At 71.4% G+C, this 25,525-nt stretch carries 20 protein-coding genes; 16 read left to right on the forward strand and 4 right to left on the reverse strand.

Features of this window, described 5'->3' with window-relative positions; all coding sequences use genetic code 11:
- Positions 1-152: 152 nt before the first annotated feature.
- The 3 genes from WMF42_RS03440 to WMF42_RS03450 form a co-directional block, all read right to left on the reverse strand.
- Positions 153-473, reverse strand: coding sequence for a hypothetical protein (locus WMF42_RS03440; RefSeq protein WP_437690143.1), 321 nt, complete (start codon positions 471-473; stop codon positions 153-155).
- A gap of 252 nt (positions 474-725) precedes the next feature.
- Positions 726-1,349 (reverse strand): sigma-70 family RNA polymerase sigma factor, encoded by a 624-nt coding sequence (locus tag WMF42_RS03445; protein ID WP_437690145.1) that lies wholly within the window; start codon positions 1,347-1,349, stop codon positions 726-728.
- 62 nt (positions 1,350-1,411) lie between these two features.
- Positions 1,412-1,729, reverse strand: coding sequence for a hypothetical protein (locus WMF42_RS03450; RefSeq protein ID WP_437690146.1), 318 nt, complete (start codon positions 1,727-1,729; stop codon positions 1,412-1,414).
- Positions 1,730-2,011: 282 nt separating this feature from the next.
- On the opposite strand from WMF42_RS03450, the gene WMF42_RS03455 reads away from it, so the two are divergent.
- From WMF42_RS03455 to WMF42_RS03525, 15 genes are all read left to right on the forward strand, one after another.
- Positions 2,012-3,214, forward strand: coding sequence for a serine/threonine-protein kinase (locus WMF42_RS03455; RefSeq protein WP_437690147.1), 1,203 nt, complete (start codon positions 2,012-2,014; stop codon positions 3,212-3,214).
- On the forward strand, positions 3,214-5,712 hold the full coding sequence (locus tag WMF42_RS03460; RefSeq protein WP_437694201.1) for a protein kinase domain-containing protein: 2,499 nt from the start codon (positions 3,214-3,216) through the stop codon (positions 5,710-5,712). Before WMF42_RS03455 ends, WMF42_RS03460 begins: the two co-directional genes overlap by 1 nt.
- Before the next feature lie 25 nt (positions 5,713-5,737).
- Positions 5,738-6,775: a hypothetical protein gene (locus WMF42_RS03465; protein WP_437690149.1), complete on the forward strand. Its 1,038-nt coding sequence runs from the start codon at positions 5,738-5,740 to the stop codon at positions 6,773-6,775.
- A 14-nt stretch (positions 6,776-6,789) separates the two neighbouring features.
- Entirely contained in the window at positions 6,790-7,914 is a 1,125-nt protein-coding gene (locus WMF42_RS03470; protein ID WP_437690151.1) for a PEGA domain-containing protein, read from the forward strand.
- Between the two features lie 38 nt (positions 7,915-7,952).
- Positions 7,953-9,506, forward strand: coding sequence for a PGRS family protein (locus tag WMF42_RS03475; RefSeq protein WP_437690153.1), 1,554 nt, complete (start codon positions 7,953-7,955; stop codon positions 9,504-9,506).
- A 914-nt stretch (positions 9,507-10,420) separates the two neighbouring features.
- Positions 10,421-11,128, forward strand: a complete 708-nt coding sequence (locus tag WMF42_RS03480) for a PP2C family protein-serine/threonine phosphatase (RefSeq protein ID WP_437690155.1) — start codon at positions 10,421-10,423, stop codon at positions 11,126-11,128.
- 224 nt (positions 11,129-11,352) lie between these two features.
- Positions 11,353-13,641 carry a protein kinase domain-containing protein gene (locus WMF42_RS03485; RefSeq protein WP_437694203.1) on the forward strand — a complete coding sequence of 763 codons (2,289 nt, stop codon included), beginning with the start codon at positions 11,353-11,355 and terminating at the stop codon, positions 13,639-13,641.
- Between the two features lie 23 nt (positions 13,642-13,664).
- Positions 13,665-14,693 carry a hypothetical protein gene (locus WMF42_RS03490; protein ID WP_437690157.1) on the forward strand — a complete coding sequence of 343 codons (1,029 nt, stop codon included), beginning with the start codon at positions 13,665-13,667 and terminating at the stop codon, positions 14,691-14,693.
- A 14-nt stretch (positions 14,694-14,707) separates the two neighbouring features.
- A complete protein-coding gene (locus WMF42_RS03495) occupies positions 14,708-15,814 on the forward strand; it encodes a PEGA domain-containing protein (RefSeq protein WP_437690159.1) in 1,107 nt (368 codons plus the stop codon).
- Between the two features lie 32 nt (positions 15,815-15,846).
- Positions 15,847-17,418 carry a hypothetical protein gene (locus WMF42_RS03500; RefSeq protein WP_437690160.1) on the forward strand — a complete coding sequence of 524 codons (1,572 nt, stop codon included), beginning with the start codon at positions 15,847-15,849 and terminating at the stop codon, positions 17,416-17,418.
- 1,377 nt (positions 17,419-18,795) lie between these two features.
- Positions 18,796-19,098 carry a hypothetical protein gene (locus tag WMF42_RS03505; protein ID WP_437690162.1) on the forward strand — a complete coding sequence of 101 codons (303 nt, stop codon included), beginning with the start codon at positions 18,796-18,798 and terminating at the stop codon, positions 19,096-19,098.
- 811 nt (positions 19,099-19,909) lie between these two features.
- Positions 19,910-20,215: a hypothetical protein gene (locus WMF42_RS03510; RefSeq protein ID WP_437690164.1), complete on the forward strand. Its 306-nt coding sequence runs from the start codon at positions 19,910-19,912 to the stop codon at positions 20,213-20,215.
- A 287-nt stretch (positions 20,216-20,502) separates the two neighbouring features.
- Entirely contained in the window at positions 20,503-22,185 is a 1,683-nt protein-coding gene (locus WMF42_RS03515; RefSeq protein ID WP_437690166.1) for an L-aspartate oxidase, read from the forward strand.
- Positions 22,186-22,271: 86 nt separating this feature from the next.
- Entirely contained in the window at positions 22,272-23,111 is an 840-nt protein-coding gene (locus tag WMF42_RS03520) for a CPBP family intramembrane glutamic endopeptidase (protein WP_437690168.1), read from the forward strand.
- Positions 23,108-24,355, forward strand: a complete 1,248-nt coding sequence (locus WMF42_RS03525; protein ID WP_061608146.1) for a patatin-like phospholipase family protein — start codon at positions 23,108-23,110, stop codon at positions 24,353-24,355. The genes WMF42_RS03520 and WMF42_RS03525 overlap by 4 nt, the downstream gene beginning before the upstream one ends.
- 22 nt (positions 24,356-24,377) lie before the next feature.
- Here WMF42_RS03525 and WMF42_RS03530 read toward each other — a convergent pair whose 3' ends face one another.
- Positions 24,378-24,878: a YchJ family protein gene (locus tag WMF42_RS03530; protein ID WP_061608145.1), complete on the reverse strand. Its 501-nt coding sequence runs from the start codon at positions 24,876-24,878 to the stop codon at positions 24,378-24,380.
- A 147-nt stretch (positions 24,879-25,025) separates the two neighbouring features.
- Between WMF42_RS03530 and WMF42_RS03535 the strand changes: the two genes are divergently transcribed.
- Positions 25,026-25,493, forward strand: coding sequence for a Tudor-knot domain-containing protein (locus WMF42_RS03535; protein WP_434048836.1), 468 nt, complete (start codon positions 25,026-25,028; stop codon positions 25,491-25,493).
- The last annotated feature ends 32 nt before the right edge of the window (positions 25,494-25,525 follow it).

Raw genomic sequence — 25,525 nt, forward strand, 5'->3', positions numbered from 1 at the left:
GTCTCGTGGGATAGACGCGAGGCGCTGTGAGGGGGCTCGCGACGGCGGAGGGAAGTGGGTGATCCGGTGTGAGAGGGATTGCGGTGGGGGGGCGTGACGGATGCGAACCGTTGAGGGGGGCTGGCGGCGGGGGGTGTGACGGATCGAGTCCGTCACGAGAGCCTGGCGGCGGAGGCTGCCACGCCAATCCACGCCTGCACGGCCTTGAGCAGGTTGCCTCCCGGCGTCGGCAGCGCCTTGAGCGCCGCCTTCGACTCCGGCGTCAGCCGGTCGCGCGCGAGCTTCACCTCGCCCGCCTCATCGCTGTAGCTCGCCGAGATGAACTTGAGCCCATCGGCGAAGAGCTGGTCGCGGATCTCGAGATAGATGGCCGCGTCCTCGGGATCGATGAGGCGCGACCGCTCGCGCTCGGGATCGAGCCACGCGGCCGTGATCTGAACCATCGGACGAGGAGAGAGGTCTTTGAGCGCCATGGTGCCTCCTTGGTTGTCCTCCGGCGACGCTCGCCGGGGAATACACCATTGGGCAGGCTCTCAGGTCGAGCGCTGCCCGGGAAGGCCGCGCGTCCGACGCAAACGTGCCCTCTCCACCATCTCCGTGGCACCTCTCCCGTCGGTCTGAACCGCGGCCGCCCGGCGCCGCCCTCCAGATGTCGTCCCGACTTCGTCGCTGACTCTCGCTCTCGTATCGCGTCGACAGTGCAGCCTGGCCGTCGCTCCGTCTCCCTATCGCCGCTCGCTCGGCGGCGGCGCATCGACCTCGCTGACCCGCAGATCGCACCTGAGCCGCCTCCGTAGCTGCTCGTCCATGCGCAGGGCGTACTTCTCGTGCACGCCGAGCGCCGCGGCGACCTTGGCCCAGGAGAGGTCCTGCCAGTACCGGAGCTCGATGAGGCGCGCCTCCCGCTCGTCGAGGCCGTGGAGCGCCTTCCTGAGCGCCTCGAAGGCCTGGGTGCGCGCCATCGCGTCCTCGGGGTGCGCCCTGAGCCGCTCACCGGTATCGGCGACGAAGCGCGCGAAGACGAGCGCGCGACACTGGTCCTTGAGCTGGTTCAAGGCGTCGGCGTCGTCGTCGCCGAAGGGGTCGCTCGCGTCGCGCATCGACTCGGCGGCATCGAGCGCGGCGTCGAGTCCAGAGCGCCGGAATGACGCCTCGCGGGTGAGCAGCCGGATGACGGCGCCAGCGACCCTCTTCCAGGCATAGACGCCGAACGGGACGCCGCGCGCCGCGTCGTATCCGGGGCTCGCCTCGAGGAGCGCCTGGTAGGCCGCCTGCTCGCAGTCCTCCAGGCCCTGCCGCGTCCGCACGCCGTAAACCCGCGCTGTCGTCCGCGCGACGTGGCGGGCCATGGGCAGCGCCTCGAGCACGCGCTCGTGATCCGGAGGAGGTGGGGGCGGACGCCGGCTGCCTGTCACCGCCGCCCACCGGAGGTCCCGTCGCCGCGCTCCGGCGCGTCCAGGGGGCCCATCGCCCCTTCCGAGCCCGCCCCCTCACGGGCCACCTCGCCGCTCTCGGACAGGATAACGGGCCTTGCCCGCAAGCGATCGTGGAGCGGCGCCGCTGCTGGGTGCGTCGTGATGAAGACCGCGAGGAGCCTGCGGTACTCCTCGATCTCCTCGGGCGAGAGCGCCCCGAAGTAGGGGCTCAGCGCGTCGGCGACACAGGCATCGACGAGGGGATCGACGTCGCCCGTCCTGTCCAGGTCGTGCTCGGGAGCTTCGTGCGTCATGGGGCCTCGCGTGGCGGGGCCCCACGTGCGGTGCCCCTTCGTCCTTCCTCTTCTCAAATCACCATCGGCGGACCGGTTCGGACAGGGAAAGCGACGCCCCCGCCGTTTTCTGCGTCGCCCGGGCGGGCGCGGCGGCGGGCGCGGGCCGGGCGGAGATCCGGGCCTTCGTGGCCAGGCAAGTACGTGAATCGACGCCGCTTTTCAACAATCGACGGCGCCGGTGCATTTTCTCTGTCCGAACCGGCCCCGCGCTCGTGATTTCCACTTCAGGAGACCGCGCCGGTGGCACGTTTCACGTCCGACAGCTCAGGGCCCTCCGGCGTCGCCGGGGACGCGCTGGAAGGAACGCCGTACCGGGCGCTCCGGGCGCTCGGACGCGGGGGCATGGGGGAGGTCATCGAGGCGGAGCACCTTGCCCTCCGGAAGCGGGTCGTGGTGAAGCTGGTCCGCCGCGCGTTCGCGCACGACCCGCGGTTCGCCGATCGGCTGCGGGTCGAGGCGCAGGCGCTGGCGGCGGTGTCGTCGCCGCACGTGGTGGCGGTCCTCGATCTCGGGCAGACGCCGGCGGGCCGCCCCTATTTCGTGATGGAGCGGCTCGAGGGGACGACGCTGGGGGAGGAACTCGAGCGGCGCGGCGCCTTGCCGGTGGCCGAGGCGATCGATGTGGTGCGGCAGGTGCTGGCCGGGCTGTCGGCGGCGCACCGGGTCGGGCTCGTTCACCGCGACGTGAAGCTCGATAACGTGTTCCTGTGCGCGCCGGGGGCGGCGCCGGGCGGCGGACGCGTCGTGAAGCTGCTCGACTTCGGGGTCGCGAAGGTGCTCGATGGCGGCGCCGCCGCGGGGGTGCCGGGGGCGTCGACGCCCCTTCCCTTGGACGGGCCGGCGTATCCGACCGAGGCCGGCTTGCTGGTCGGGACCCCTCGGACGGCCTCGCCGGAGCAGGCGCGGTGCCAGCCGGTGGACGCGCGGGCGGATGTGTATGCGGTGGGGCTGCTGATGTATACGCTGGTCGTGGGGCACGGTCCGTTCGCCCATGTCGAGGACGCGCTGGGGGTGCTGCGGGCGCACGTCATGGAGACGCCGGCCCTGCCGTCGCGGTGCGCGGCGCAGCGGATCCCGGCAGCGCTGGACCGCGCGGTGTTGAAGGCGCTGGCGAAACGGCCGGAGGAGCGGTTCCAGAGCGCGGAGGCGTTCGGGGAGGAGCTCGGGCGGATCGGGGCGGAGCTGGCGGTTGCAGGAGGGCCGGGCGGGGCGGGGGCGTGGGGAACGGCGCGGGTGCCGGAGACGGAGGCGGGGTGGGGGCCGCAGAGCAGGGCGTGGTTCGAGGCGAGGCCGGAGGGGAGCAGCGGGGCGGGAGCCGGCGGGGGCGAGAGGGCGGAGGCGGTGCCGGTGGACGCGCGGCTGTTCGCGGGGCTGACGCTTGCGAGCACGGTGGTGTTCTCGGCGATCGCGGCGCTCGTGCTGCGCGGGCTGGGGGCGTGGTGATGGGGCGGGAGGCGCTGAAGGCCGGGGACGTGTTCCTTGACTACCGGATCACGGAGGTGATCGACGCGGGGGGGATGGGTGAAGTGTACAAGGCGGTGGAGGACTACTCGGAAGACGTGGTGGCGATCAAGTGCATGCTGCCGCGGCACTTGAGGAGAGAGGACTTCGCGAGGCGGTTCCGGCAGGAGTGCAGGTTCTATCCGAAGCTGAAGCACCCGAACATCGTGAGGATGAAGAAGGCGGGTGTGTCGCCGGACCACGTGGCGTACATCGTGATGGACTACCTTGAGGGTAGGACGCTGAGGAAGCTGCTGAACAAGGCCTATCGGCTGGACTTCCTGAGCGCGATGCACGTGATGCTGCAGGTCGCGGACGCGATGACGTTCGTGCACTCGAAGGGGATATGGCACCGTGACCTGAAGCCCGAGAACATCATGGTGGGGACGAAGGCGGACGCGAAGGGGCACGTGTGGCTCCTGGACTTCGGGATAGCGAAGTTCGCGGACGGTGGGATGAGCACGGACGACCTGCCGGACGTGGGGACGGTGCGGTACATCTCGCCGGAGCAGGTGAAGCTGCTGTACACGTCGTCGAAGAAGGCGCAGCGGGCGGAGCACGCGAGGCCGGACGGGCGTACGGACATCTACGCGTTCGGAGCGATCTTTTACGAGGTGCTGACGGGGAAGCACCTGTTTTTGGACGACGGCGAGTCGGCGACGGCGGAGGAGACGCTCACAGGGCACCTTGTTGCGGCGCCGGAGCCTGTGCACGAGATCGTGCCGGATTGTCCGGAGTTCGTGTGGCCTGTCGTGTCGCGTTGCATCGCGATCGACCGGGAAGAGCGGTATCCGAGGTTCGACGATGTGGCGCGTGACCTGCGTGGGCTGCTGAGGGACACGGTGCCGGCGGGGCACGTGCTGGCGCGGCGGCTGGCGCAGGAGAAGATGAAGGCGGAGCGGGAGGCTGCGTTCGCGGGGGTGGCGCTGGAGGACAGCGCGCCGGTGGAGGAGGAGAGGAGCGCAGGGGGCCGGGCGGGGGAGGAGGAGACGGAAAGGGCGCGCGGCGAGGGCGGGATGGAGCGAGGCGGGGCGGAGGGAGAGAAGCGGGCGCGGCGTGTGGCGCACGGGGAGACGGCGCCGCTGGAGCAGTTCGTGGCGCCGGCGAGCGTGCTGCCATTCGCGCCGGCGTCGCGCGTGCCGCGGGGGCGGGGGGTGGGGCACACGGAGCCGCTGCCGGCGCTGAAGCCGCTGGAGTCGACGGCGAAGCTGTCCGGGAAGTGGGCGGAGCAGATGGCGCGGCGCATGGGGCCGCCGCCGCCGCAGGCCGGAGCGCAGGGGGGTGGGGTGGCGCCGCCGGGGTATGGGGTGGCGCCGCAAAGGCCGGCGGAGGTGAGGGCGGAGAGCTACGCGGTGCCGCCGCCGCAGTCGTCGTGGAGAGAAGCGCACCGCGCGGCGGCGCCGTCGCGGCCGGAGGTCGAGCCGCCGTACGTGACGCCGCAGTACGTCGCGCCGCCGCCGTATCCGGCGACGGTGCCGCAGCCGGTGGCGGTGTCGCCGTATTCGGTGACGTCGCCGCCGTATCCGGTGACGGGGCCGCAGCCGGTGACGTCGCCGCCGTATCCGGTGACGGTGCAGCCGCCGGTGGCGACGCCGCCGTATCCGGTGACGGTGCAGCCGCCGGTGGCGACGCCGCCGCTGGCGCTGATGGAAACGCAACGAGCGGTATCGGGCCCGCTGCCGGCCGCGGGGCGGCCAGCGGCGCCGAGCGCGGTGACGGCGCCGAGCGCGGGAACGGTGAAGGCGCTGCGGAGAGAGACGCCGACCACGCCAGCGCCGGCGGCGCTGCTGACGCAGGCGCGGCGCAGGCCGAGGGCGTACGTGCTGGCGCCGCTGGTGGCGCTGGCGCTGACGCTGGGGGGCGTTGGGGTGGTGCTGGGGCTGCGCTCGGCGCGCGAGGCCGGGCCTGCGGCGGTGACGGGAGAGCCGGCGGCGACAGCGGCGCCGGTGGAGAGCGCGACGACGAGCGCGGCGCCGCCGGCCACGCTGGCGCCGGTGGCGGCGCCGGCCGAAGCCATTGTGGCGGCGCCCGCGCCGGAGGCGGAGGCGAGCGCAGCGGAGGCGAGCGCAGCGGAGGCGAGCGCAGCGGAGGCGAGCGCAGCGGAGGCGGCAGCAGCCGACGCGGCGGCGAAGGGGGCGGCAGCGGAGGCCGAGGCACCGTCTCCGAAGGCGCAAGCGGAGGCGGCGAAGGAGCTGCCGCCGGCGAAGGCAGAGGCGGCGAAAGGTGCGGCCGCGAAAGCCGCGGCGCAGACCTACGACGACGACGAGGACCTCTATCCGATGCCGAAGCGGCAGAAGCCGTCGTTTCTGAGGGTGATCGAGGAGCGGAAGAAGGCGGCGCCCGCGAAGTCGTCGGCGCCCGCGAAGCGGTCGACGCCTGCGAAGCAACAGGGGGCGCAGTCAGGCGGGGCCTGCACCACGGCGGGGTGCAGGCCGTTCTAGTCGCTGAGGAGAGAGGTCGTTCGAGATGGGCAGCAACAAGGACAGCGACGACATCCGGCAGTACCTGCCCGACCTGGAGAGCATCCGGCGCGAGGCGGATCCGGAGGCGGCGGAGCAGAAGCTGCGGCAGGCGCAGAACAACCCGGAGCTTGACCGCGCGCTGTCGGAGATGGAGCAGCAGAAGGCGACGGGGCAGCCGCTGTTCCAGTTCCCGGTGGTGCCTGCGCTGGCCAAGGGGCAACCCGCGGTGCCGCTGCCGCTGCCGGTGCGCGCGGTGCCACCGCCGTATCCGGTGACGGGGCCGAAGCAGGGAGCGCCGCACGGGGCGGCGGTGCAGCAGCACGGCGCGCTGGTGACGCAGCGGGGGCCGGCGCTGCAGCAAGGCGGGACGGCGCCGCAGCGCACGGCGGCGCACGGCGCGCCGGTGCAGCAGGGCGCGCCGGTACAACATCACGGCGCGCTGGTGACGCAGCGGGTGCCGGTGTTCGGGGGCGAGGCTGCGCCGCCACGCGCGCCGGCGCACCAGCAGGGCGCGCCGGTGCAGCCGCCGGGAGCGATGGCGCAGAGCCAGTGGGCGGAGCGGGGGCTGCCGCCGATCGACAAGGCGCTGCTGCCGTCGTCGTTGCTGCCGATGACGCCGCCGCCGGTGGCGGTGCCGACGGCGCCGGCCGCCACGGAGTCGACGGGAAAGCGCCGGCGGTGGATGCCGACCTGGCTGATGGTGTTGCTCGCGGTGGTCGCGGTGAGCAGCCCGTTCGTGCTGGCGAGGCTCCTGGGGCAAGAGGAGCCGCCGAAAGAGCCGGAGCCGGCGCCGCCGTCGAGCGGGGCGCCGGCGCCGAGCACGCAGGCGCCGCCCGAGACCTCGGAGCTGCTGGCGCCGGTGGCGCCGGGACCGTCGGAGGCGGTGGAGCCGAGCCTCGACGACACCGCGACGGCGAGCGAGCCGCCAGCGCCAGCGCCGCCGGCGCCCGCGCGGCCGGTGCATCCCGCGCCGCATCGACCGCAGACTCCGGCCGCGCCAGCACCCACGGAGCGGCCACAAGACGAAGGATGGATGGAGTGAGACCGCGTGGAGCCATGATGATGACCAGCCGATCGCTTGCTGTATTGCTGACCGTTGCGACCTTGATCGCCGACCCTGACATTGCTGCCGCGCAGCCAGCCGCGCCGCCAGCAGCGCCGGGGACGACGCCCGCCAGTGCCGCCGATGCGGCGAAGCGCGCCGAAGCGCTCGTCGATAAAGCAAAGTCCCTCTACTTGGCTGGCAAGTACCAAGAGGCCGAGGAGGCGCTGCTCGTGGCGTGGGAGCTGAACCCGACGTTCGACGTGGCGTACAACCTCGGGAACACGGAATACAAGCTGAAGAAGTACAAGGAAGCAGCGCAGTACCTTTCGTTCGCGCTGAAAAACTGGCCGCTGCTGAAGGGGGTGGCGAAGCTGAGGCCGAGGGCGGAGCAGTGGCTCGCGGAGTCGCGAGCGCAGGTGGGCGCGCTCAAGGTGTCGGTCACCGTGGCGGGAGCGGAAGTGCTGGTGGGCGGCAAGAGGGTGGGGCGGGCGCCGCTGGAAGGGGAGGTGTTCGTGGACCCCGGCGAGCACCGGGTGGAGGCGATGCACCTGGACTACGAGCCGGCGAGCCAGACGGTGAGCGTGGCGAAGGGCGGGACGGCGGAGGTGAAGCTTGCGATAACGCCGGTGAGGCGCGAGGCGCAGGCGTCGGCGGGTGTGAAGACGGAGGGGGGCGGGAGCGCGACGGGAGCGGGGGGTGTTGGGCCCGTGGCGGGGCCGCCGGCGGGGTCGGTGGAGCCGCCGCCGCTGCCGGAGAAGAGGAACTGGGTGCCGGTGATCGCGCTGGGAGCAGCGAGCGCGGTGGGGCTCGGGGTGGGGATCGGGATGACCGTCGCGTCGAACAACGCGAACTCGGAGGCGCGCGCTCAACAGGGCAAGATTTTCGCCGCAGGCGGGGGGTGCTTGGCGTCGCCGTCGTTCGCAGGACAATGCGCTGAGCTCCATCGCACAGGGGAGCGCGCCGGGCGCCTGGGGGACATCGCGTTGGGCAGCTACATCGCGTCGGGTGTGCTCGCGACGGCCGCCCTGACGTATGCCCTGTGGCCAACGAGAAGCGCGGAGAAGGCTACAGCACTGTTTGTGGTTCCGGAGCCGCGCGTCGACGGCGTCGGCTTTGTGATGGTGAGCGCATGGTGAGCCGATCCGGAAACCGACCCATGAGAACGTTCAGGCGAATGCTGCTGGGGTCAACTGTCGTTGTCGCGTTGATCGCCAGCGGCTGCGACGGGCTTTGGTACCACATCGAGAACGACTGCGAGCTCATGCTCACGTGCGAGAAGTACCGGGGAAGAGGCAGCGAGGTCGTGCCTCCGGGGTGCGTGCCGAGCGAGATCGACGGCGCTATCGATGACACGTGCGGCGTGTTCGTGGCGTCGACTGGCAATGACGACAACGCAGGTACCCGGGCCGAGCCGGTCGCGACGCTTGCCGAGGCGCTCCGGCGCGCCGCGGACAAGGGCACGGAGGCCTACGCGTGCGCCGAAACGTTCGAGGAGGCGGTCGAAGTGCCAGTCGGCATCAAGCTCTTCGGCGGACTCGACTGCGCGAACGGGTGGCGCTGGATCGGCGAGACGGCGAAGACGGTCGTGGCGCCGGGCGAGGAGCCGATCGCGCTGAAGGTGATGCCGGGCGAGGGGGCGGTGAGGATCGAGGACGTGTCGGTGCACGCGGCGAATGCGCAGGCGCTGGGAGCGTCGTCGATCGCGGTGCTGGTCGACGGCGCGGAGGTCGAGTTGGTTCGGTGCGAGCTGATCGCCGGGAACGGGGCGGACGGCGCGGAGGGAGAGGATGCGCCGAGCGAGGTGCCGGCGCAGGCGTCGCCTGGGAACGCCGGAACGGATGCTTGTAGCGATCTGGATACATCGGGAGCGCCGGATGTGACGTTGCCCGGAGGAGCGCAGGTCGAGAACGCGTGCGGAGGCGCGTTGTCGATCGGCGGAGAGGGCGGAGCTGGCAGGGTGAACAACGGCGGCGATGGTGCGACCAGCCAAAGCACCGAAGAGACTGCACGTGGTGGCGTTGGCGAAGCGGTCTCCGGTGTATGGGACTGTGGGGGCGCGGAGCCCAACGGTAGAGGCGATGATGGTTCGACTGGCATCCCCGGCGAAGCCGGCCTCGCGGCGAGCGGTCCCGGCACGCTAAGCTCGTCGGGGTACGTGGGCGCGAGCGGCGAGGCCGGGCGAGCGGGCATACCTGGGCAAGGCGGAGGCGGGGGCGGGGGGGCGAAGGGCGGCGCGGCGATCTGCGCAGACGGCATGCCGGGAGCCGGAGCGAGCGGAGGCAGCGGCGGACCTGGCGGCTGCGGCGGGCTGCCGGGCCAAGGCGGTGGAGCCGGCGGAGCGAGCATCGCGCTGGCGAGCGTGGAGGGGAAGGTGACGCTGAAGGACTGCGTGCTGAAGGCCGGCAACGGAGGAAAGGGAGGCGCGGGCGGTGACCTGCAGCCGGGCGGAGCCGGCGGTCTTGGCGGCGTCGGCGGCATCGGGGTTGGCGGGTCGAAGAACGCGTGCGCTGGCGGGCAGGGAGGTCAGGGAGGCAACGGCGGCCCCGGAGGAGGAGGTCTCGGCGGGCCGTCGCTTGCGATCGCGTACCGGGGCGAGGCGGTGCGCCAGGAGGGGCAGACGACGTTGACCCCCGGCACGGCGGGATCGGGCGGGCCCGGGGGAAGCAGCAACGTCGCGGAGAATGCAGGTGCCGAGGGCGTAAGCGCAGCGGAGCAGGAGTTTCCGTGAGCGAGCGGTGAGGTAGCGGGCGGCGTTCTCGAGCGCCGCCCGCGTCGCCGTGGAGGGAGGAGGTGGTGGTGACGGTCGCGCGAGACGCGATCGCAGGGGAGAAGTGCGTCCCGAGGGCTGTGGTTGTGTCGAGCGGGGTCGGCAGGAACTTCGCTGCCAGCGGAAACCGCAGAAATTAAGTGCCACGTACGATCCTTTGGCAAGTCGACAAGGCTGTTCGTAAACCAGTGAAAGGGCATCGGTTTTTGTAATAAACCCTTGGCGGTCTCTTCCGGAATGGGCAGAATCGGCGCTGGGCGGTCCGAAGGAGCAGCCATGCCGACACGCCGGAAGTCCCGCCGAGACGACGTCCCGCCCTCTCGCCGGCGCCCGAGCCTGAGTGGGCTGAGCGAGTGGGAGCGGATGTGGGTACGGAAGCTTGGGCTCGATGAGATTCCGTGGGATCCCGAGCAGTGTTGCGAGCACTGCCTCGCGAAGCGAGCGGCTCGGGGACAGGTGGTGGAGGAGCTTGCGCCGCCGTCGGGGAGCCGACCGAAGCCGATGCTGAGCCATGGCCGGGCGAAGCTCCGACCGAGGGCGGGTGGTCCGAAGGGGCGGAGCAAGCGCGGCGGCAAGTTGACGCGGCTGAAGCTGGTGCGCTCACCGCGTGTCGAGCGCAAGGAGCCTTGAGGAGAAGGCACGATCTCGAGGGCGCCGGTGCGAACGAGCCGGCGTTGACGGCCCGGGCGCGGTGAGGGCGCACGGCGGCGACGTCGCCGTGCGCCGGGCGACAAATCAGGACTTGGTGCACCGCGGGCGTGGTGCGCCGTGACTCGGCTCGTCCTCGCGACGAGCGTGCGAGGTGGATGATGGTGTGCCGAGCGCTCGCCATCGAGGCGGGGGCGGATGCCCCTGTGTCGAGGCGTCGTACGAGCATGGAGGAGATCCTTGACGCGTTGCCGTGTCTGGGGCTGTTTCTGGTTACCGGTGGGTTGGGCGGAGAGGTCGTCTCCCGCACGGCGATTGAGATGGTGCACGCATGTCTCGAAAGGGACAGCGGGGACGATGGCTATATTGATGAGATGACCTCGCCCCGGTGTCGTGACGAAGTGCGGCTGATGATGAGTCCCCGCCGAGCGAGCCACTCTTGCGCCGAGAGCGATTGCCCGGAGCCGGGAGGGCGCCGCGCGGGAAGGCACGGTGCGGAGGTGAGGTTCGCCGGTGTGCTGCTCGCGCCGGGGGCGGCGTACATCGCCTATGTCGGCGAGATGCGCGTCTACCGATGCCGTAGCGGGAAGCTGGAGGAGCGGACGCGTGATGACGCTGTGCTCGACGGTGGGGTGTCTGCTGGAACCATCTCGCCGGATGCGCTGGCGATGCTGACCCAGCATGCGAATGCGGCGATCCGCGTGCTGGGCTGCGAAGCAGCGGTGGAGATGAAGACCCAGGTTGAATGCACCGAGCCAGGCGACGTCTTCCTCGTGTGCTCGGGGAGTCTCGGGAGCGTTGTGTCTGAGAGCCGGATCGCTGGGATCCTCGCGGCGCACGGTGAACTGCGTCTCGCGGCGAGCCTGCTGATGGACTGCGTTCATGAGCACGGCGAGCAGGTGACGTGTCTCCTCGCGCGCGTCGGCGACATCTGATGGGTGGAAATCAGGAGGAGCGGTGCACAGAGATTGGAGGCGGTGAGACCATGGCGAGGGGACCCCTCCCGTCCCGCGCGTAGCGCGGGACTTGGGAGGGGCGGGCGGCGCGCAGGCGCGAAGCGCCGAGCACCGACCGGGGGTGGGCATCGCTTCTCATTTCTTCTTCTTCTTATGTCCCCTCGTTCTCTCGTTCTTCTCTCTCTGCTGCTGGGGGCGTGGTGATGGGGCGGGAGGCGCTGAAGGCCGGGGACGTGTTCCTTGACTACCGTGTGACGGAGGTGATCGACGCGGGTGGGATGGGGGAAGTGTACAAGGCGGTGGAGGAGTACTCGGAAGACGTGGTGGCGATCAAGTGCATGCTGCCGCGGCATTTGAGGAGAGAGGACTTCGCGAGGCGGTTCCGTCAGGAGTGCAAGTTCTATCCGAAGCTGAAGCACCCGAACATCGTGAGGATGAGGAAGGCCGGTGTGTCGCCGGAGCACGTGGCGTACATCGTGATGGACTACCTCGAGGGGAGGACGCTGAGGAAGCTCTTGAACAAGGCCTATCGGCTGGACTTCCTGAGCGCGATGCACGTGATGCTGCAGGTTGCGGACGCGATGACGTTCGTGCACTCGAAGGGGATATGGCACCGTGACCTGAAGCCCGAGAACATCATGGTGGGGACGAAGGCGGACGCGAAGGGGCACGTGTGGCTGCTGGACTTCGGGATAGCGAAGTTCGCGGACGGTGGGATGAGCACGGACGACCTGCCGGACGTGGGGACGGTGCGGTACATCTCGCCGGAGCAGGTGAAGCTGCTGTACACGTCGTCGAAGAAGGCGCAGCGGGCGGAGCACGCGAGGCCGGACGGGCGTACGGACATCTACGCGTTCGGAGCGATCTTTTACGAGGTGCTGACGGGGAAGCACCTGTTTTTGGACGACGGCGAGTCGGCGACGGCGGAGGAGACGCTCACAGGGCACCTTGTTGCGGCGCCGGAGCCTGTGCACGAGATCGTGCCGGATTGTCCGGAGTTCGTGTGGCCGGTGGTGTCGCGTTGCATCGCGATAGACCGAGAGGAGCGGTATCCGAGGTTCGACGATGTGGCGCGGGACCTGCGGGGGCTGCTGAGGGACACGGTGCCGGCGGGGCACGTGCTGGCGCGGCGGCTGGCGCAGGAGCGGATGAAGGCGGAGCGGGAGGCGGCGTTCGCGGGGGTGGAGCTGGAGGACAGCGCGCCGGTGGCGGGGGAGAGCAGCGCAGCGGGCCGGGCGGGCGAGGAGGAGACGGAGAGGGCGCGCGGGAAGAGCGCGGAGGGCGAGGAGCGGGCGCGGCGGGTGGTGCACGGGGAGACGGCGCCGCTGGAGCAGTTCGTGGCGCCGGCGAGCGCGCTGCCGTTCGCGTCGGCGTCGCGTGTGCCGCGGGGGCGGGGGGTGGGGTACACGGAGCCGCTGCCGGTGCTGAAGCCGCTGGAGTCGACGGCGAAGCTGTCGGGGAAGTGGGCGGAGCAGATGGCGCAGCGGACGGGGCCGCCGGCGACGCCGCAGGCGGGGGCGTACGCGGGGCCGCCGTCGCCGGCAGAGGTGAGGGTGCAGGGGTATGCAGGGCTGCCTCCGGTGCCGGCGGAGGTGAGGGCGGAGAGCTACGCGGTGCTGCCGCCGGTGCGGCCGATGGAGCCGCAGTACGTCGCGGCGCCGCAGCCGTCGTGGAGAGAGGCGCAGCGCGCGGCGCCGCCGCCGCGGCCGGAGGTCTCGGCGCCGTACGTGACGCCGCCGCTGGCGTTGATGGAAACGCAGCCAGCGGGATCGGCGCCGCCGGTCGCGGCGCGGCCAGCGGCGCCGAGCTCGGTGACGGCACCGAGCGCCGGGCCGGTGGCGTCGTTGAGGAACGAGACGCCGAGGACGCCGGCGCCGGCGGCGCTGCTGACGCAACCGCGGCGCGCGCCGAGAGCGTACGTGCTGGCGCCGCTGGTGGCGCTGGCGCTGACGTTGGGGGGCGTGGGCGCGGTGCTGGGGCTCCGCGTGGCGCGGGAGACGGCGCCGGCGGCGGTGAGCGGAGAGCCGGCAGCAACGGCGGCGCCGGCCGAGGGCGCGGCGGCGAGCGCGGTGCCGGCAGCGGCCGCGCCGGCACCGCCGCCCGAGGCGATCCCGGCGGCGCCCGCGCCGGCGACGACGGCGAGCGCAGCGGCGGCGAGCACGGCCGAGGCGGCTGCGGAGGCCGGAGCAGCGGAGAAGGGGGCGGCGGCTGCGGAGGCCGAGGCGCCTGCACTCAAGGAGCAACCGGCGGCGGCGAAGGAGCAGGCGACGAAGGCGCCGGCAGCGGCGAAGGCGGCGCCGGCGAAGGCAGCGCCGGCCGCGGCGGAGGACGACGAGGATATCTACGCGACGCCGAAGCGGCAGAAGCCGTCGTTTCTGAGGGTGATCGAGGAGCGGAAGAAGGCGGCGCCGGCGAGGACGGCAGCGCCAGCGCAACAAGGGGCCGCGAAGCCAGCCAAGCCGTGCCCTGCGGCGGGATGCAGGCCGTTCTAGTCGCTGAGGAGAGAGGTCTTCCGATGGGCAGCAACAAGGACAGCGACGACATCCGGCAGTACCTGCCGGACCTTGAGAGCATCCGGCGCGAGGCCGACCCGGAGGTGGCGGAGCGGAAGCTGCGGCAGGCGCAGAACAACCCGGAGCTTGACCGTGCGCTGTCGGAGATGCAGCAGCAGAAGCCGACGGGGCAGCCGCTGTTCCAGTTCCCGGTGGTGCCGGCGCTGGCCAAGGAGCGAACGGGACCGCCGCCGTTTCCGGCACAGGCGGCGCCGCCGCCGGGGGCGGCGGCGCAGCAACACGGCGCGATGGCGACGCAGCGTGTGCCGGTGTACGCGGGCGCGGCGGCGCCGCAGCGCGTGCCGGTGCAGCAGCAGGGCGCGTCGCGGCATCCAGCCGCGCCGGTGCATCCGGGCGCGATGGCGACGCAGCGTGTGCCGGTGTACGCGGGCGCGGCGGCGCCGCAGCGCGCGCCGGTGCAGCAGCAGGGCGCGCCGGTGCAGCAGGGGGCGATGGTGCCGAGCCAGTGGGCGGACCGCGCGCTGCCGCCGATCGATAAATCGCTGCTGCCCTCGTCGTTGCTACCCGTGACGCCGCCACCGGTCGCCGTGCCGAAGGCGCCGGCAGCCACGCCGGCGACTGGACGGCGCCGGCCGTGGATGCCGACGTGGCTGATCGTGCTGCTCGCGCTCATCGCGGTAAGCAGCCCGTTCGTGCTGTCGACGATCCTGCGGCGAGAGACGCCGCCGAAAGAGCCGGAGCCGGCGCCGCCGTCGAGCGGGATGCCCACAGGGAGCACGCTGGCGCCGCCGGAGGCCTCGGAGCGGTTGCCGCCAGCGGCGCCAGCGCCGCCGGAGGCGGCCGAGCCAAGCCTCGACGACACCGCGGCCGAGAGAGAGCCGCTCGCGCCCGCGCCCGAGGCCACGGCGCCGCATGCCCCGGCGCCGCAGGCGCCCGCGCGGCCGGTGCGCCCTGCGCCGCATCGACCGCAGACGCCGGCGGCGCCTGCGCCCACCCACCAGAATCAGCTCGCCGATGACGTGATGGAGTGAACCCGCGTGGAGCCATGATGATGAACTGCCGAAGCCTTGCTGTGTTGTTCACTGCCGCGACCGTGATGGCCGCCGCGGACGTCGCCAGCGCGCAGCCTGCCGCGCCGCAGGAAGCGCCCGCGAGCGCCGGCGATGCGGTGACGCGTGCTGATGCGTTCTATCGACACGGGCTGCGCCTCTACTCGGACAAGAAGTACGTGGAGGCGGAGAAGGAGCTGGAGTCTGCGTGGGAGCTGAACCCGACGTTCGACGTGGCGTACAACCTCGGGAACACGAAGTACCAGCTGAAGAAGCACCGTGAAGCAGCGACGTACCTCTCGTTCGCGCTGAGGAACTGGCCGCTCGTGAAGACGGTGGCGAAGCTGAAGCCGACAGCGGAGCAGCGATTTGCGGAGTCGCGAGCGCAGGTGGGCGCCGTTGCGGTGACGGTGGGTGTCGCGGGCGCGGAGGTGCTGGTGGACGGCGAGGCGGTGGGCCGAGCGCCGCTGGGAGGAGAGGTGTTCGTGGAGCCAGGCGAGCACCAGGTGGAGGCGAGGTTGCCGGGATACGAGACGGCGAGCCAGACGGTGAGTGCGGCGAAGGGTGGCGCGGCGAAGGTGGAGTTGCCGATGACGCTGGCGAAGAGCGAAGAGAAGGAGGCGACGCCGGTCGCGAAGGCGGCGGAGGGCGCGAGCTCGCCGGGCGGTGCTCCTGCTGCGGAGACGGCGCCTGCGGTGCCGGTGGGGCCGATCGCGCCGCAGCAAGAGAGGAGCTGGGTGCCGGCGATCGCGCTCGGGGCGGCGAGCGTCGTGGGCCTAGGCGTGGGGGTGGCGACGACCGTTGCGTCGAGTGTTGCGAGCGATGACGCACACAAGGAGAGCGCTGCGATCAATCAAGGCCGCGGGCAGTGCGTGAAGCCGGAACCATCATGGGTTGGACGATGCGAGCAGGTCCGGAACGATGCAACGCGTGCCGACACGTTGGGTAACGTCGCACGAGTGGCGTATATCGCGTCCGGTGTATTCGCGATCTCCGCCGTAACGTACGCACTATGGCCGACGCCGAAGCTCTCCGGGTCTACCGTTGCGCTGCCCGTCGTGCGCGCGGACGGCGCGGGTATCTCGGTGATGGGGGCTTGGTGATGGACTTCCGGAAGGCAAGGTATGTGCGGAACATGCGCAGAGCGATCGGGGGGGCGTTTGTCTTGGCGATCGGTGGTTGCGATAGCTTCTGGAGCCAGCAGGCGGAAGACTGCGAACTCCTGGTCACCTGTGATCGCTTCTATCCGTCGGGCCCCGGCGGCGGGCCGCCGGGGCCGATGTGCGACGCAGACCCGACCGAGGACGCGAGCACGGTGAGCGACACGTGCGCGGTGTTCGCGAGCGCGAACGCGGAGCCCGGCGGGGATGGGACGAAGGCGAGACCGTACGCGTCGCTCGCCGAGGCGGTAGCAAACGCGAATGGCAAGCGGGTGCTTGCGTGCACGAGCGGAGCGTTCGCGGAGAGCGTGACGATCGAAGCGGGGGTCGAGGTGATCGGCGGCTTCGACTGCGACGCGGGGTGGACGTGGAGCGAAGAGGCGCGGAGCGCGATCGAGGGGCCGGCGGATCAGATCGCGCTCACGCTGGAGGAGGGAGCGAGAGGGGCAAAGGTGCGGAGCTTCGCGGTGCGCGCTGCGGGCGCGACGAAGGCAGGCGGGTCGTCGATCGGGGTGGCGGTCGCGGACGTCGAGGCGGAGCTCGCGCAGGTGGAGGTGACCGCAGGCGATGGGATGGATGGCGCGGACGGCATGGCATCGAGCGAGCGGCCGCACACAGGAGCGAGCGGGTCGACGAATACGGCCTCGTTCGCGTGCATCATGGATGCGTCCGTCTACGGTGGCGACCCCGGCGTCACCATCTGCGAAGACGGCGAGACCCGCGGTGGCCAAGGCGGCACCGGCGGCATCCCAGGCATGGACGACGGCAACGGCCAGCCCGGCCAGGCCGGCACCCCCCTGCCCGACCCAATCCCTGACAGCCCGGGCCTCGGCGGCATCGGCCAAACGGAGACGGGCGAATGCGAACAGGGCCAACCCGGCCGCGACGGCGCTCCCGGCTCCCCCGGCCCCGCCGGTCGCGCGACCACCCTCGCCCTCACCGGCATCACCGGCGGCGACGGCGCCCCCGGCAGCACCGGCAAGAAAGGCCAAGGAGGCGGCGGAGGCGGCGGAGCGAAGGCGGGGTATTTCTGCGGGAACCCGAGGAGCCCCGCGGAAGCTTCTGGCGCCAGCGGCGGCGGAGGCGGAGCCGGCGGCTGCGGAGGCAAAGGAGGAGGCGGCGGCCAAGCCGGCGGGTCGAGCACCGGCATCCTCAGCCTGGGAACGAAGCTGGTGCTGGCCAAGGTGATCGTCGCCGTGGGCAAGGCGGGCAACGGAGGAGGGGGCGGATTCGGACGACCTGGCGCCAGCGGGGGCCATGGCGGGACCGCAGGTCCCGGTTCGTCTCTTGGTGGTTCCGGCTGCGATGGTGGCCGAGGCGGCACCGGCGGCCGCGGCGGCCCCGGTGGAGGCGGCCGAGGCGGCCATGCGGTTGGCATCGCCTACGCCGCGTCGCCGGGCGCCGCCATCGGATCGCAGGCCTTCACCGAGGGCACGGCCGGCAACGGGGGCAGCGCAGGGCTGGGCGGGCCGGCGGAAAGCGACGGTATGCCGGGAGCGAGCGGAAAGTGCTGGGACTTCGCCGCCAATGCGAGCTGCGGGCAGTGAAAGGACGGGGTTGCTGAGCGAGAATTCGGAATCGTTCAACGGAATGCGTTCGATGGAATGACGAGTGCTGCGGGCATGAGCCGCTGAGCTGAAGGAGACAACAAGAACTGATTGGATGCACCCCGCACCAGGCAGGGGAGAGGTGCGTCCCGATGGGGGTGTACGAGATGTCGAGCGAGATCCGGAGCAACTTCGGTCTTGGCGAGAACCGCGGAAAGTCAGCATCGCCGTGCGATTTTGCGGAAAAATGACGTGTTCGAGCGTGAGCATGTGAGAAGCCATCGATTTTTTGAAGAAACCCCTTGGCGGGCTCTTCCGGTATTGGCAGAATCCGCGCTGCAGGCCCCAAGGAGCAGCCATGCCGACGCGCCGGAAGTCCCACGGAGACGACGGCCCTCCCTCTCACCGGCGCCCGAGGCTGAGCGGGCTGGGGGCGTGGGAGCGGAAGCTCGACGACATTCCGTGAGGTCCAGCGCGATGTTGCGAGCACCGCCTCGCGAAGCGAGCGGCTCGGGGGGAGGCGGTGGAGGAACTCGCGCCGCCGTCGGGAAGCCGACCGAAGCCGCTGCTGGGCCGTGGCTGGCGAAGACCCCACCGCGGGCGGGTGGTCCAGAAGGGCGGACCAAGCGCGGCGGCAACCTGACGCTGCCGAGGCTCGTGCGCTCGCCGCATATCGAGCGCAAGGATCTTCGAGCAGCAGGCATGAGCAGAAGGCCCGATGTGCGGGCGTCGGTTCGAGCGAGCCGACGATGACTGCCCAGGCGCGCTGAACATGCACGGCGGCTGCGCCGTGCGCTGGGCCACGGATCAGGATTCGGCGCACCGCGGGCGTGGTGCGCCCTGACTCGGCTCGTCCCTCTGACGAGCGTGCGAGGTGGATGATGGTGTGCCCAACGCTCGCCATCGAGGCAGGAGCGGAAGCCGCTGTGTCGAGGCGTCGTACGAGCAACGAGGAGAGCTCTGGTGCGTTGCCTTGTCTCGGGCTGTTCCTGGTGACCGGCAGCGTCGGCGAAGAGGCCGCGTGCCGTACCGCCATCCAGACGGTGTATGGGCGCTTCGACGCGGTGCATCCAAGCGACGCGGGACATGACGAGGCGCCATCGCCCCAAGAACATGATGAGGTACGGCTGCTCACGAGCGTGCGCCGGGCAGACCTTGGCCGCCGTGACGGGGCTGCCAGAGGTGCAGGACAGCTCAGCGCATCTCCCAGCTTTGCTGGCTTGCTGCTCGCGCCCGGCGCGGTCTACGCGGCATACGCCGCCGGCTGGCGCGTGTACAGGTTGCGAGGCGGAAAGCTGGAGCGACGAGCGCGCGACGTCGGGCCGCTCGACGAACTCGCGTGGGATATGAGGCTGCCCGACGGATGCGCAGGCCACCTTGGCGCAGCAGGCGAGCACGGCGGGGCGTGCGCTCGGCTGTGAGGCTGCGGTGGACATGAAAACCCACGTCGAAGGCACCGAACCAGGTGATCTCTTCATCGTGTGCTCGGAGGAGCTCTGGCGCGCTGTTCCGGAGCACCGCATGGCAGGGATCCTCGCCGCCCCTCGTGACCTGCGCCTCGCCGCGAGCCTGCTGGCGGACTGCGCCTGGGAGAGCGGCGAGCCTCAGCAGGTGACATGCGTGCTGGCGCGCGCCGGGGGCAGCGCCATCGCCGCACGGGCGTGCGGTGCCGCATCGTGAAGCTGGAGGAGGCGCCTGGCTCCCGGATATTGTCCGGAAATTCGAGGGTGCCTCGACGGAATGTAGACTGCTCGCACCGGGAGAACGCTGGGGCCCGTGCCCGTTATCGAGGGCCGGCGAGCCGATAGAGAACCCGAGAAACGAGTGGACATGCTCCGCATCGAATGGTACTGACCAGTGGCCGCGGCGACGTGGCTCGGTGGGCTGCCCGGCGCTTACAACATGGCCACGAAGTGGGTTGCCCAGGCGCGGGTGGACGGACCGGTGATCTGCTGAATCCTTCTGCGTCGGGCCGCGAGTGCGGATGTCATCCGACGGTCGCTGAAGGCAGCCCGGCAACAGATCGCTTTTGCGCGCACGCGGGCTGTCCGTGCGGCCGCGACACGCACGCTTGCTTACCACGGCCTTGCCTCGAGTCGCCGGCGGCCTTGGGGTGCCGTCCCGGGCTGAGCGTGGGACGGACGGCGCGCGTGCAGAGCGGAAGGGCTGAGCACGGGTGAGGTGCGAGCTCTGCTGCTCTCGTCATTCTCCTTACTTGAACATCCTGCTCCAACGCGCACACGCTGCGCGTCGTTTTGCACTCGCGCAATGGCCGGCAAAGAACTGCGGGTAGCGATGGCTCTGATGATTGGGTGATAAACTGACTCTGGTCGACGTAATCTCTCAAGAGTGCGCGACGCTCGCTGGGCGGTCCACGAGAAAGCACTTGGCGAGCTCCGCCTTCATCGGCAGAATCAACGGTACCCGTCGCCAAGGAGCACCCACACCGATGCGCAGGAGATCCCGCCAAGACGAGATTCCTCCCTCTCGCGTGCGCCCCTGCCTGAGCCACATGGGAAAGTGGGAGCGGGCGTGGGTGCGGGAGTTTGGCCTCGAGGACATCGACTGGGACCCGGAGCGGTGTTGCGAGCAGTGCATGGCCAGGCGAGCCGCTCGCGGCGAGGCGGTGGAGGGGCTCGTGCCGCCCTCCGGGATACGCCCCAAGCTCCTGCCCGGCCCAGGCTGGGCGAAGGAGACCCCCTCCGCGGATGACCAGCGGTTGCAGAGCTCCCGCCGCAGCAAGCCGACGCACTTGAAGCTGGTGCGAGCTCCTCGCCTCGAGCTCGACGACGCTTGAGCGAAGAGCCCCTCTCGGGGGCCAGCCCACGAGCTCGCTGACAGCGCTGTGCGCGCGGCCAGCCCGCACCGGCGATGGATGGGGCCCCGCTGGGCGCCCTCCCATGAGAGGGCCCGGCGCGCCGCGCCGCCGACGCCCTCGCGCCAGGTCGCCGGCGCTCCACGCCGGGCGCGGCGCCCGCCCGCCCGAGCGCCCGGCGGCTGCGCCGTCGCGCTCCGGCGCCGTCGCGCGCAGGAGGCCCACCACGGCCTACCTTCATGCGCCTCGCTCCTGCTACCCTCCCGGCCGTGGCGATAACGACCGATTTCCTCGTCATCGGTAGCGGTGTGGCAGGCCTTACATTCGCCCTGGAGGCGGCCGAGCACGGTGAGGTGATCGTCGTCACCAAGCGGTCGCGCGACGAATCCAACACGAAGTACGCGCAAGGCGGCATCGCCGCTGTCTTCGCCCCGGATGACACCGCCGAGGCGCACATCGCCGACACGCTCGAGGCGGGCGCAGGCCTCTGTCACGAGGTGGTCGTCGACATCTGCGCGCGGGAAGGGCCCGAGCGGGTGCGCGAGCTCATCGCGCGGGGCGCCCAGTTCGATCACGAGAACGGCCAGGTGCGCCTCGGGCGCGAGGGAGGGCACTCCGCGCGCCGCATCGTGCACGCCGCGGACGCCACCGGCCTCGAGATCGAGCGCGCGCTCCTCGAGCAGGCCCGGCAGAACCCGAACATCCGCTTCGCCGAGCACCACACAGCCATCGACCTGATCCCGCTCTCCCGCTTCGGCGGACCGGACGTCTGCGCAGGCGCCTACGTGCTCGACGAGACCGACGCCGCGCTCAACCACGGGGCGCCGCAGCCGCCCGAGTCGGAGCGGCCCACGACCCGCCACCGCCCGGCCTCGAAGCCGCACGTCGTCGAGACCTACCTCGCCCGGGCGACCGTGCTCGCGACAGGCGGCGCCGGCAAGGTCTACCTCTACACGACGAACCCCGACGTCGCGACAGGCGACGGCGTCGCCATGGCCTACCGGGCCGGCGCCGAGATCGCGAACATGGAGTTCTACCAGTTCCACCCGACCTGCCTCTTCCACCCGGAAGCGAAGAGCTTCCTCGTCAGCGAGGCGCTGCGCGGCGAGGGCGCCATCCTCCGGCTGCCGGACGGCACGGCCTTCATGGCCGACCACGACCCCCGCAAGGACCTCGCGCCGCGCGACATCGTGGCGCGCGCCATCGACTTCGAGATGAAGCGCACCGGCTCGGACTACGTGCTGCTCGACATCACCCACCGGCCGGCGAGCTTCGTCCGCGAGCACTTCCCGACCATCCACGCGCAGTGCCTCCGCTACGGCATCGACATCACCAGGCAGCCGATCCCCGTCGTGCCGGCCGCCCACTACATGTGCGGCGGCATCACCACCGACCTCTACGGCAGGACGACAATCCCCGGGCTCTGGGCCATCGGCGAGTGCACGTGCACCGGGCTCCACGGCGCGAACCGGCTCGCCTCGAACTCGCTGCTCGAGGGGCTCGTCTTCGGCCACCGCGCGGCCGCGCGCCTCTCGACGCAGATCGACGAGCTCCGGCAGAGCCCGTTCCCCCAGGTGCCCGAGTGGCAGGTCGGCAACGCTGTCGCGAGCGACGAGGAGGTCGTCGTCGCCCACAACTGGGACGAGCTGCGCCGGACCATGTGGAACTACGTCGGCATCGTCCGGTCCGACGCCCGCCTCCGGCGCGCCGCCCGGCGCATCTCCCTGCTCCAGGAGGAGATCCGCGAGTACTACTGGAAGCACCTGGTCACCCGGGACCTGCTCGAGCTGCGCAACATCGCGACGGTGGCCGAGCTCATCGTCGGCTGCGCCTCCGCCCGGCACGAGAGCCGCGGGCTGCACACGACCATCGACTACCCGGGGACGGACGACCGCCTCTCCACGGACACCGTCGTGAAGCGGGGCGTCCTGCCTTATCTGCGAGGACGATGACCGATCCATCGCGCGGCTCCCCCGAGACTCCGCCCGGCGACGGAGGACCCGGCCCCCTCTTCCAGCGAGGCGACGCGGAGCGACCGATGTCGGTCGTCGCGGCCGTCGGCTGGGTCGCGGGCGTCACCTTCCTGTTCCTGTGGCTGCTCGGCGTCGTCGCCTCGTTCCGCCCGGCGCCGGAGCTCGACGTCGTCAGCAGCTTCGCGTGCCAGGCGGCGGCGTACCTGCTCGGGCTCTTCGGCGTGCTCCAGCTCCACGCGCCGCGCGCGTCCATCCGCGAGTTCGTCGGGCTGCGCAGGACGCACGCGGCGTTCTACCCGCTCGCTGTCGCGCTCGGCTTCGCGCTCGAGGGGCCGATCGCCGCCCTCTACACGCTGATCGAGCGGCGCTGGCCGTCGGGGATCAACGACGCGGAGCTCGTCCGGGTCTTCGTCGAGGCGAGCGCGCTGGAGCGCGCCGCCCTCGGCCTCATCTTCATCGCGCTCGGGCCGGCGCTGGAGGAGGTCTTCTTCCGCGGCGCGCTCGCCCGCCCGATGCGCTGGAAGCACGGCGCCCCGCTTGTCATCGCGACCACGGCCGCGCTCTTCGCGGTGGCGCACGTCGAGTGGCAGAAGTTCCTGCCGATCGGGATCTTCGGCGTGGCGCTCGGCGTCCTCCGGGTCGCGAGCGGCTCGCTCGCGCCGCCCATCCTGCTGCACGCCACCTACAACGCCATCCAGTGCTTCGCGCTCCTCTCCGCGGCGGACGCGGGCTCCGTCAACGAAGTGCCCGCCGCCGCAGGCGCGGCGCTGCCCGAGACCACGGCGATGCCGGGGTGGCTCGTGGCGGCGAGCTCCGCCTGCGCGCTCGTGTTGATCGCGCTCGCCTGCGCCCTCGGCAACCGCGCCGAGGGCGCAGCGCGCGCGAGGGAAAAGGACCTCTCATGATGCCGGCTGTCGAGAGCCAAGGCGGCGGCGCGAGCCGAACCGCGCAGATCGCAGCGGGGGACGGCGACGGCCGCGCCCCGCAGACCGTGGCCGCGGAAGGCAAGGGCGAGGGGCGCGCCGCCCAGCGCAACGGGGCGCGGCGGGCCCGCGTCAGCCTCTGCCTGCCGGGGGGCGGCCTGACGGGCGCGCTCTACCAGATCGGCGCGCTCGCGGCGCTCGAGGACGGGGTCGAGGGGATCGACAACCAGAGCTTCTCGCTCTACATCGGGCACGGCAGCGGCGCCGCGGTGGCGTCGGCCCTGGCCGGCGGCATCCCGACCGATCGGCTGTACCGCGCGCTGCTCGATCCGGGCGACAACTTCTTCCCGCTGGAGCGCGGCCACCTCCTGCAGATCGACGTCGGCGAGTGGCGGCGCGCGCTCAGCACCAGCATGGTCGCGCTCCGGCACGCGATCGTCCGGCTCACGACCCGGGGCGACGCGACCCCGAACGCGCCGGCGCAGCAGTACCTCTTCGAGCAGCTCGATCGCTTCAACGACTCGCTCCCCGCGGGCCTCTTCCGGCTCGATCGCTACGAGCGGTTCCTCGCCGAGTTCTTCCTGCGGCGCGGCATCCCGAACTCGTTCCGCGCGATGCCGCGGACCTTGCGCATCCCGACGCACGACCTCGACTCGGGCGATCGCGTGGTCTTCGGCGCCGAGGGGCTCGACGACGTCCCCGTGTCGCTCGCCTGCGCGGCGTCGCTCGCGCTCCCGCTGTTCTTCTCGCCGGTGCGCATCGATCACCGCCACTACCTCGACGGCGGGCTCGGGCACGTGGCGCACCTCGACCTCGCGCAGGACGCCGGCGCGGATCTCACGATCGTCGTGAGCCCGCTCGTGCCTGTCTCCACCGCGCACCGCCCCGTCCCGACCGGGCACGGCGTGCGCGAGAGCGTGCGCGACAAGGGCATGCTCTGGATCTTCAACCAGGCGATGCGGATCGGCGCGCACACGCGGCTCCACCAGGCGGTCGGGCAGACGCTCGCCGAGGGCAGGATGCAGGTCCTCGTCCTCGAGCCCGCGCCGAACGACGCGATGCTGTTCCTCCACAACCCGGCCAACCTGCGCGCGCGGCGCGCCATCCTGGAGTACGCCTACCGCACGACGCGCGAGCGCATCGCGTTGTGGATGGAGAAGAACCGCGCCGTCGTCGAGGCGATGGGCTGGCACGAGGCCCGCACATCGAACCCGTCCGCCGGCTGAGCCCGCGCCGGCCGGGGATGCCTCAGCCGGCGAGCGACGAGAACAGGGCGATCGTCAGCGTCTCGGGCGGGACGTTGACGCGGGCCCGGGGGACCGCGACGCCGTGGAGGTAGCGCCAGCCCTCGCCGTCGTGGAGGAAGTCGGAGAGCTCGATGAACGAGCGATCCGCGCCCGCCTCGAAGATCTGGGCGATGAACAGCACCGACGCGGAGCTGCCGCCCTGCGTGCTGTCGAGGATCTTCAGGCCCCGGTACCGGAGGTGGTGCATCGTCGCCTTGAGCTCGCGGAGCACCTCGTCCCTGTCGCGCCCGCGGTCGATGTGGCCCATGTGCAGCGTGTTCCACAGGTACGCGGCGTCCCCGACAGCGAACGCGGCGTACCGCGAGCGCATCAGCGCGACGGCGTCGGGTGCCTCGCGATCCCCCAGATGGCACGGGGCGCAGCAATCGCGGTACGAGCGCCCCGTGCCGCACGGGCAGGGGCGGGAGAGGGTGCCCTGGCCAGGACGAGCATCTCGGGTCATGGGCGTTCTCTACACGGGTTCGTGCCACGGTGCAGCGCCCCGGCGCCGGCGGCCCCGGGGCGCGCCGCCCCCTTCGGAGGGCTCGGCGCGCCCCGGCGCGAACCCACTTGCAGGGCGCCGGTGGGGACGGTAAGGCGGGCAGGACGTATGCCCGCAGCGCGCGCCCACGCTGCGGCCCTCCTCCTGGCCCTTGCCCTGGTTCTGGGGGGCTGCAAGCGCCAATACGCCATCGGCGATCCCGTCCTCGTGATGTGGGAGGGGAACGTCTACCCGGCCCAGATCATCGAGGTGGTGAACCCGACCAAGTTCAAGGTTCACTACCAGGGGTACGACGACATCTGGGATGAAGTTGTACCTCGCGAACGGATCCGTGGCCTTGTCGAGGGCAACGTGGTCCACCCCCCGCCGCCCCCGAAGGTCCGGAGCAAGGGGTTGCAGGCGTCGCAGACCAACGTCTACAAGATCGGCGACAGGGTGCGCGTCGAGTGGCACGGGCAGATGTACCCCGCGGTCGTCACCGGGATCGTGGGGCAGGAGCGCTACCGCATCCACTACGACGGCTACGGGCCGGAGTGGGACGAGACGGTCGGGCTTTCCAGGATTCAGGCCAAGTAGTTGAATTTATCGCGAAGAATCATTTTCCCCCT

Origin of the sequence: Sorangium sp. So ce176, from assembly GCF_051519835.1 — a bacterium.
GTDB classification, from domain to species: Bacteria; Myxococcota_A; Polyangia; order Polyangiales; family Polyangiaceae; genus Sorangium; species Sorangium cellulosum_G.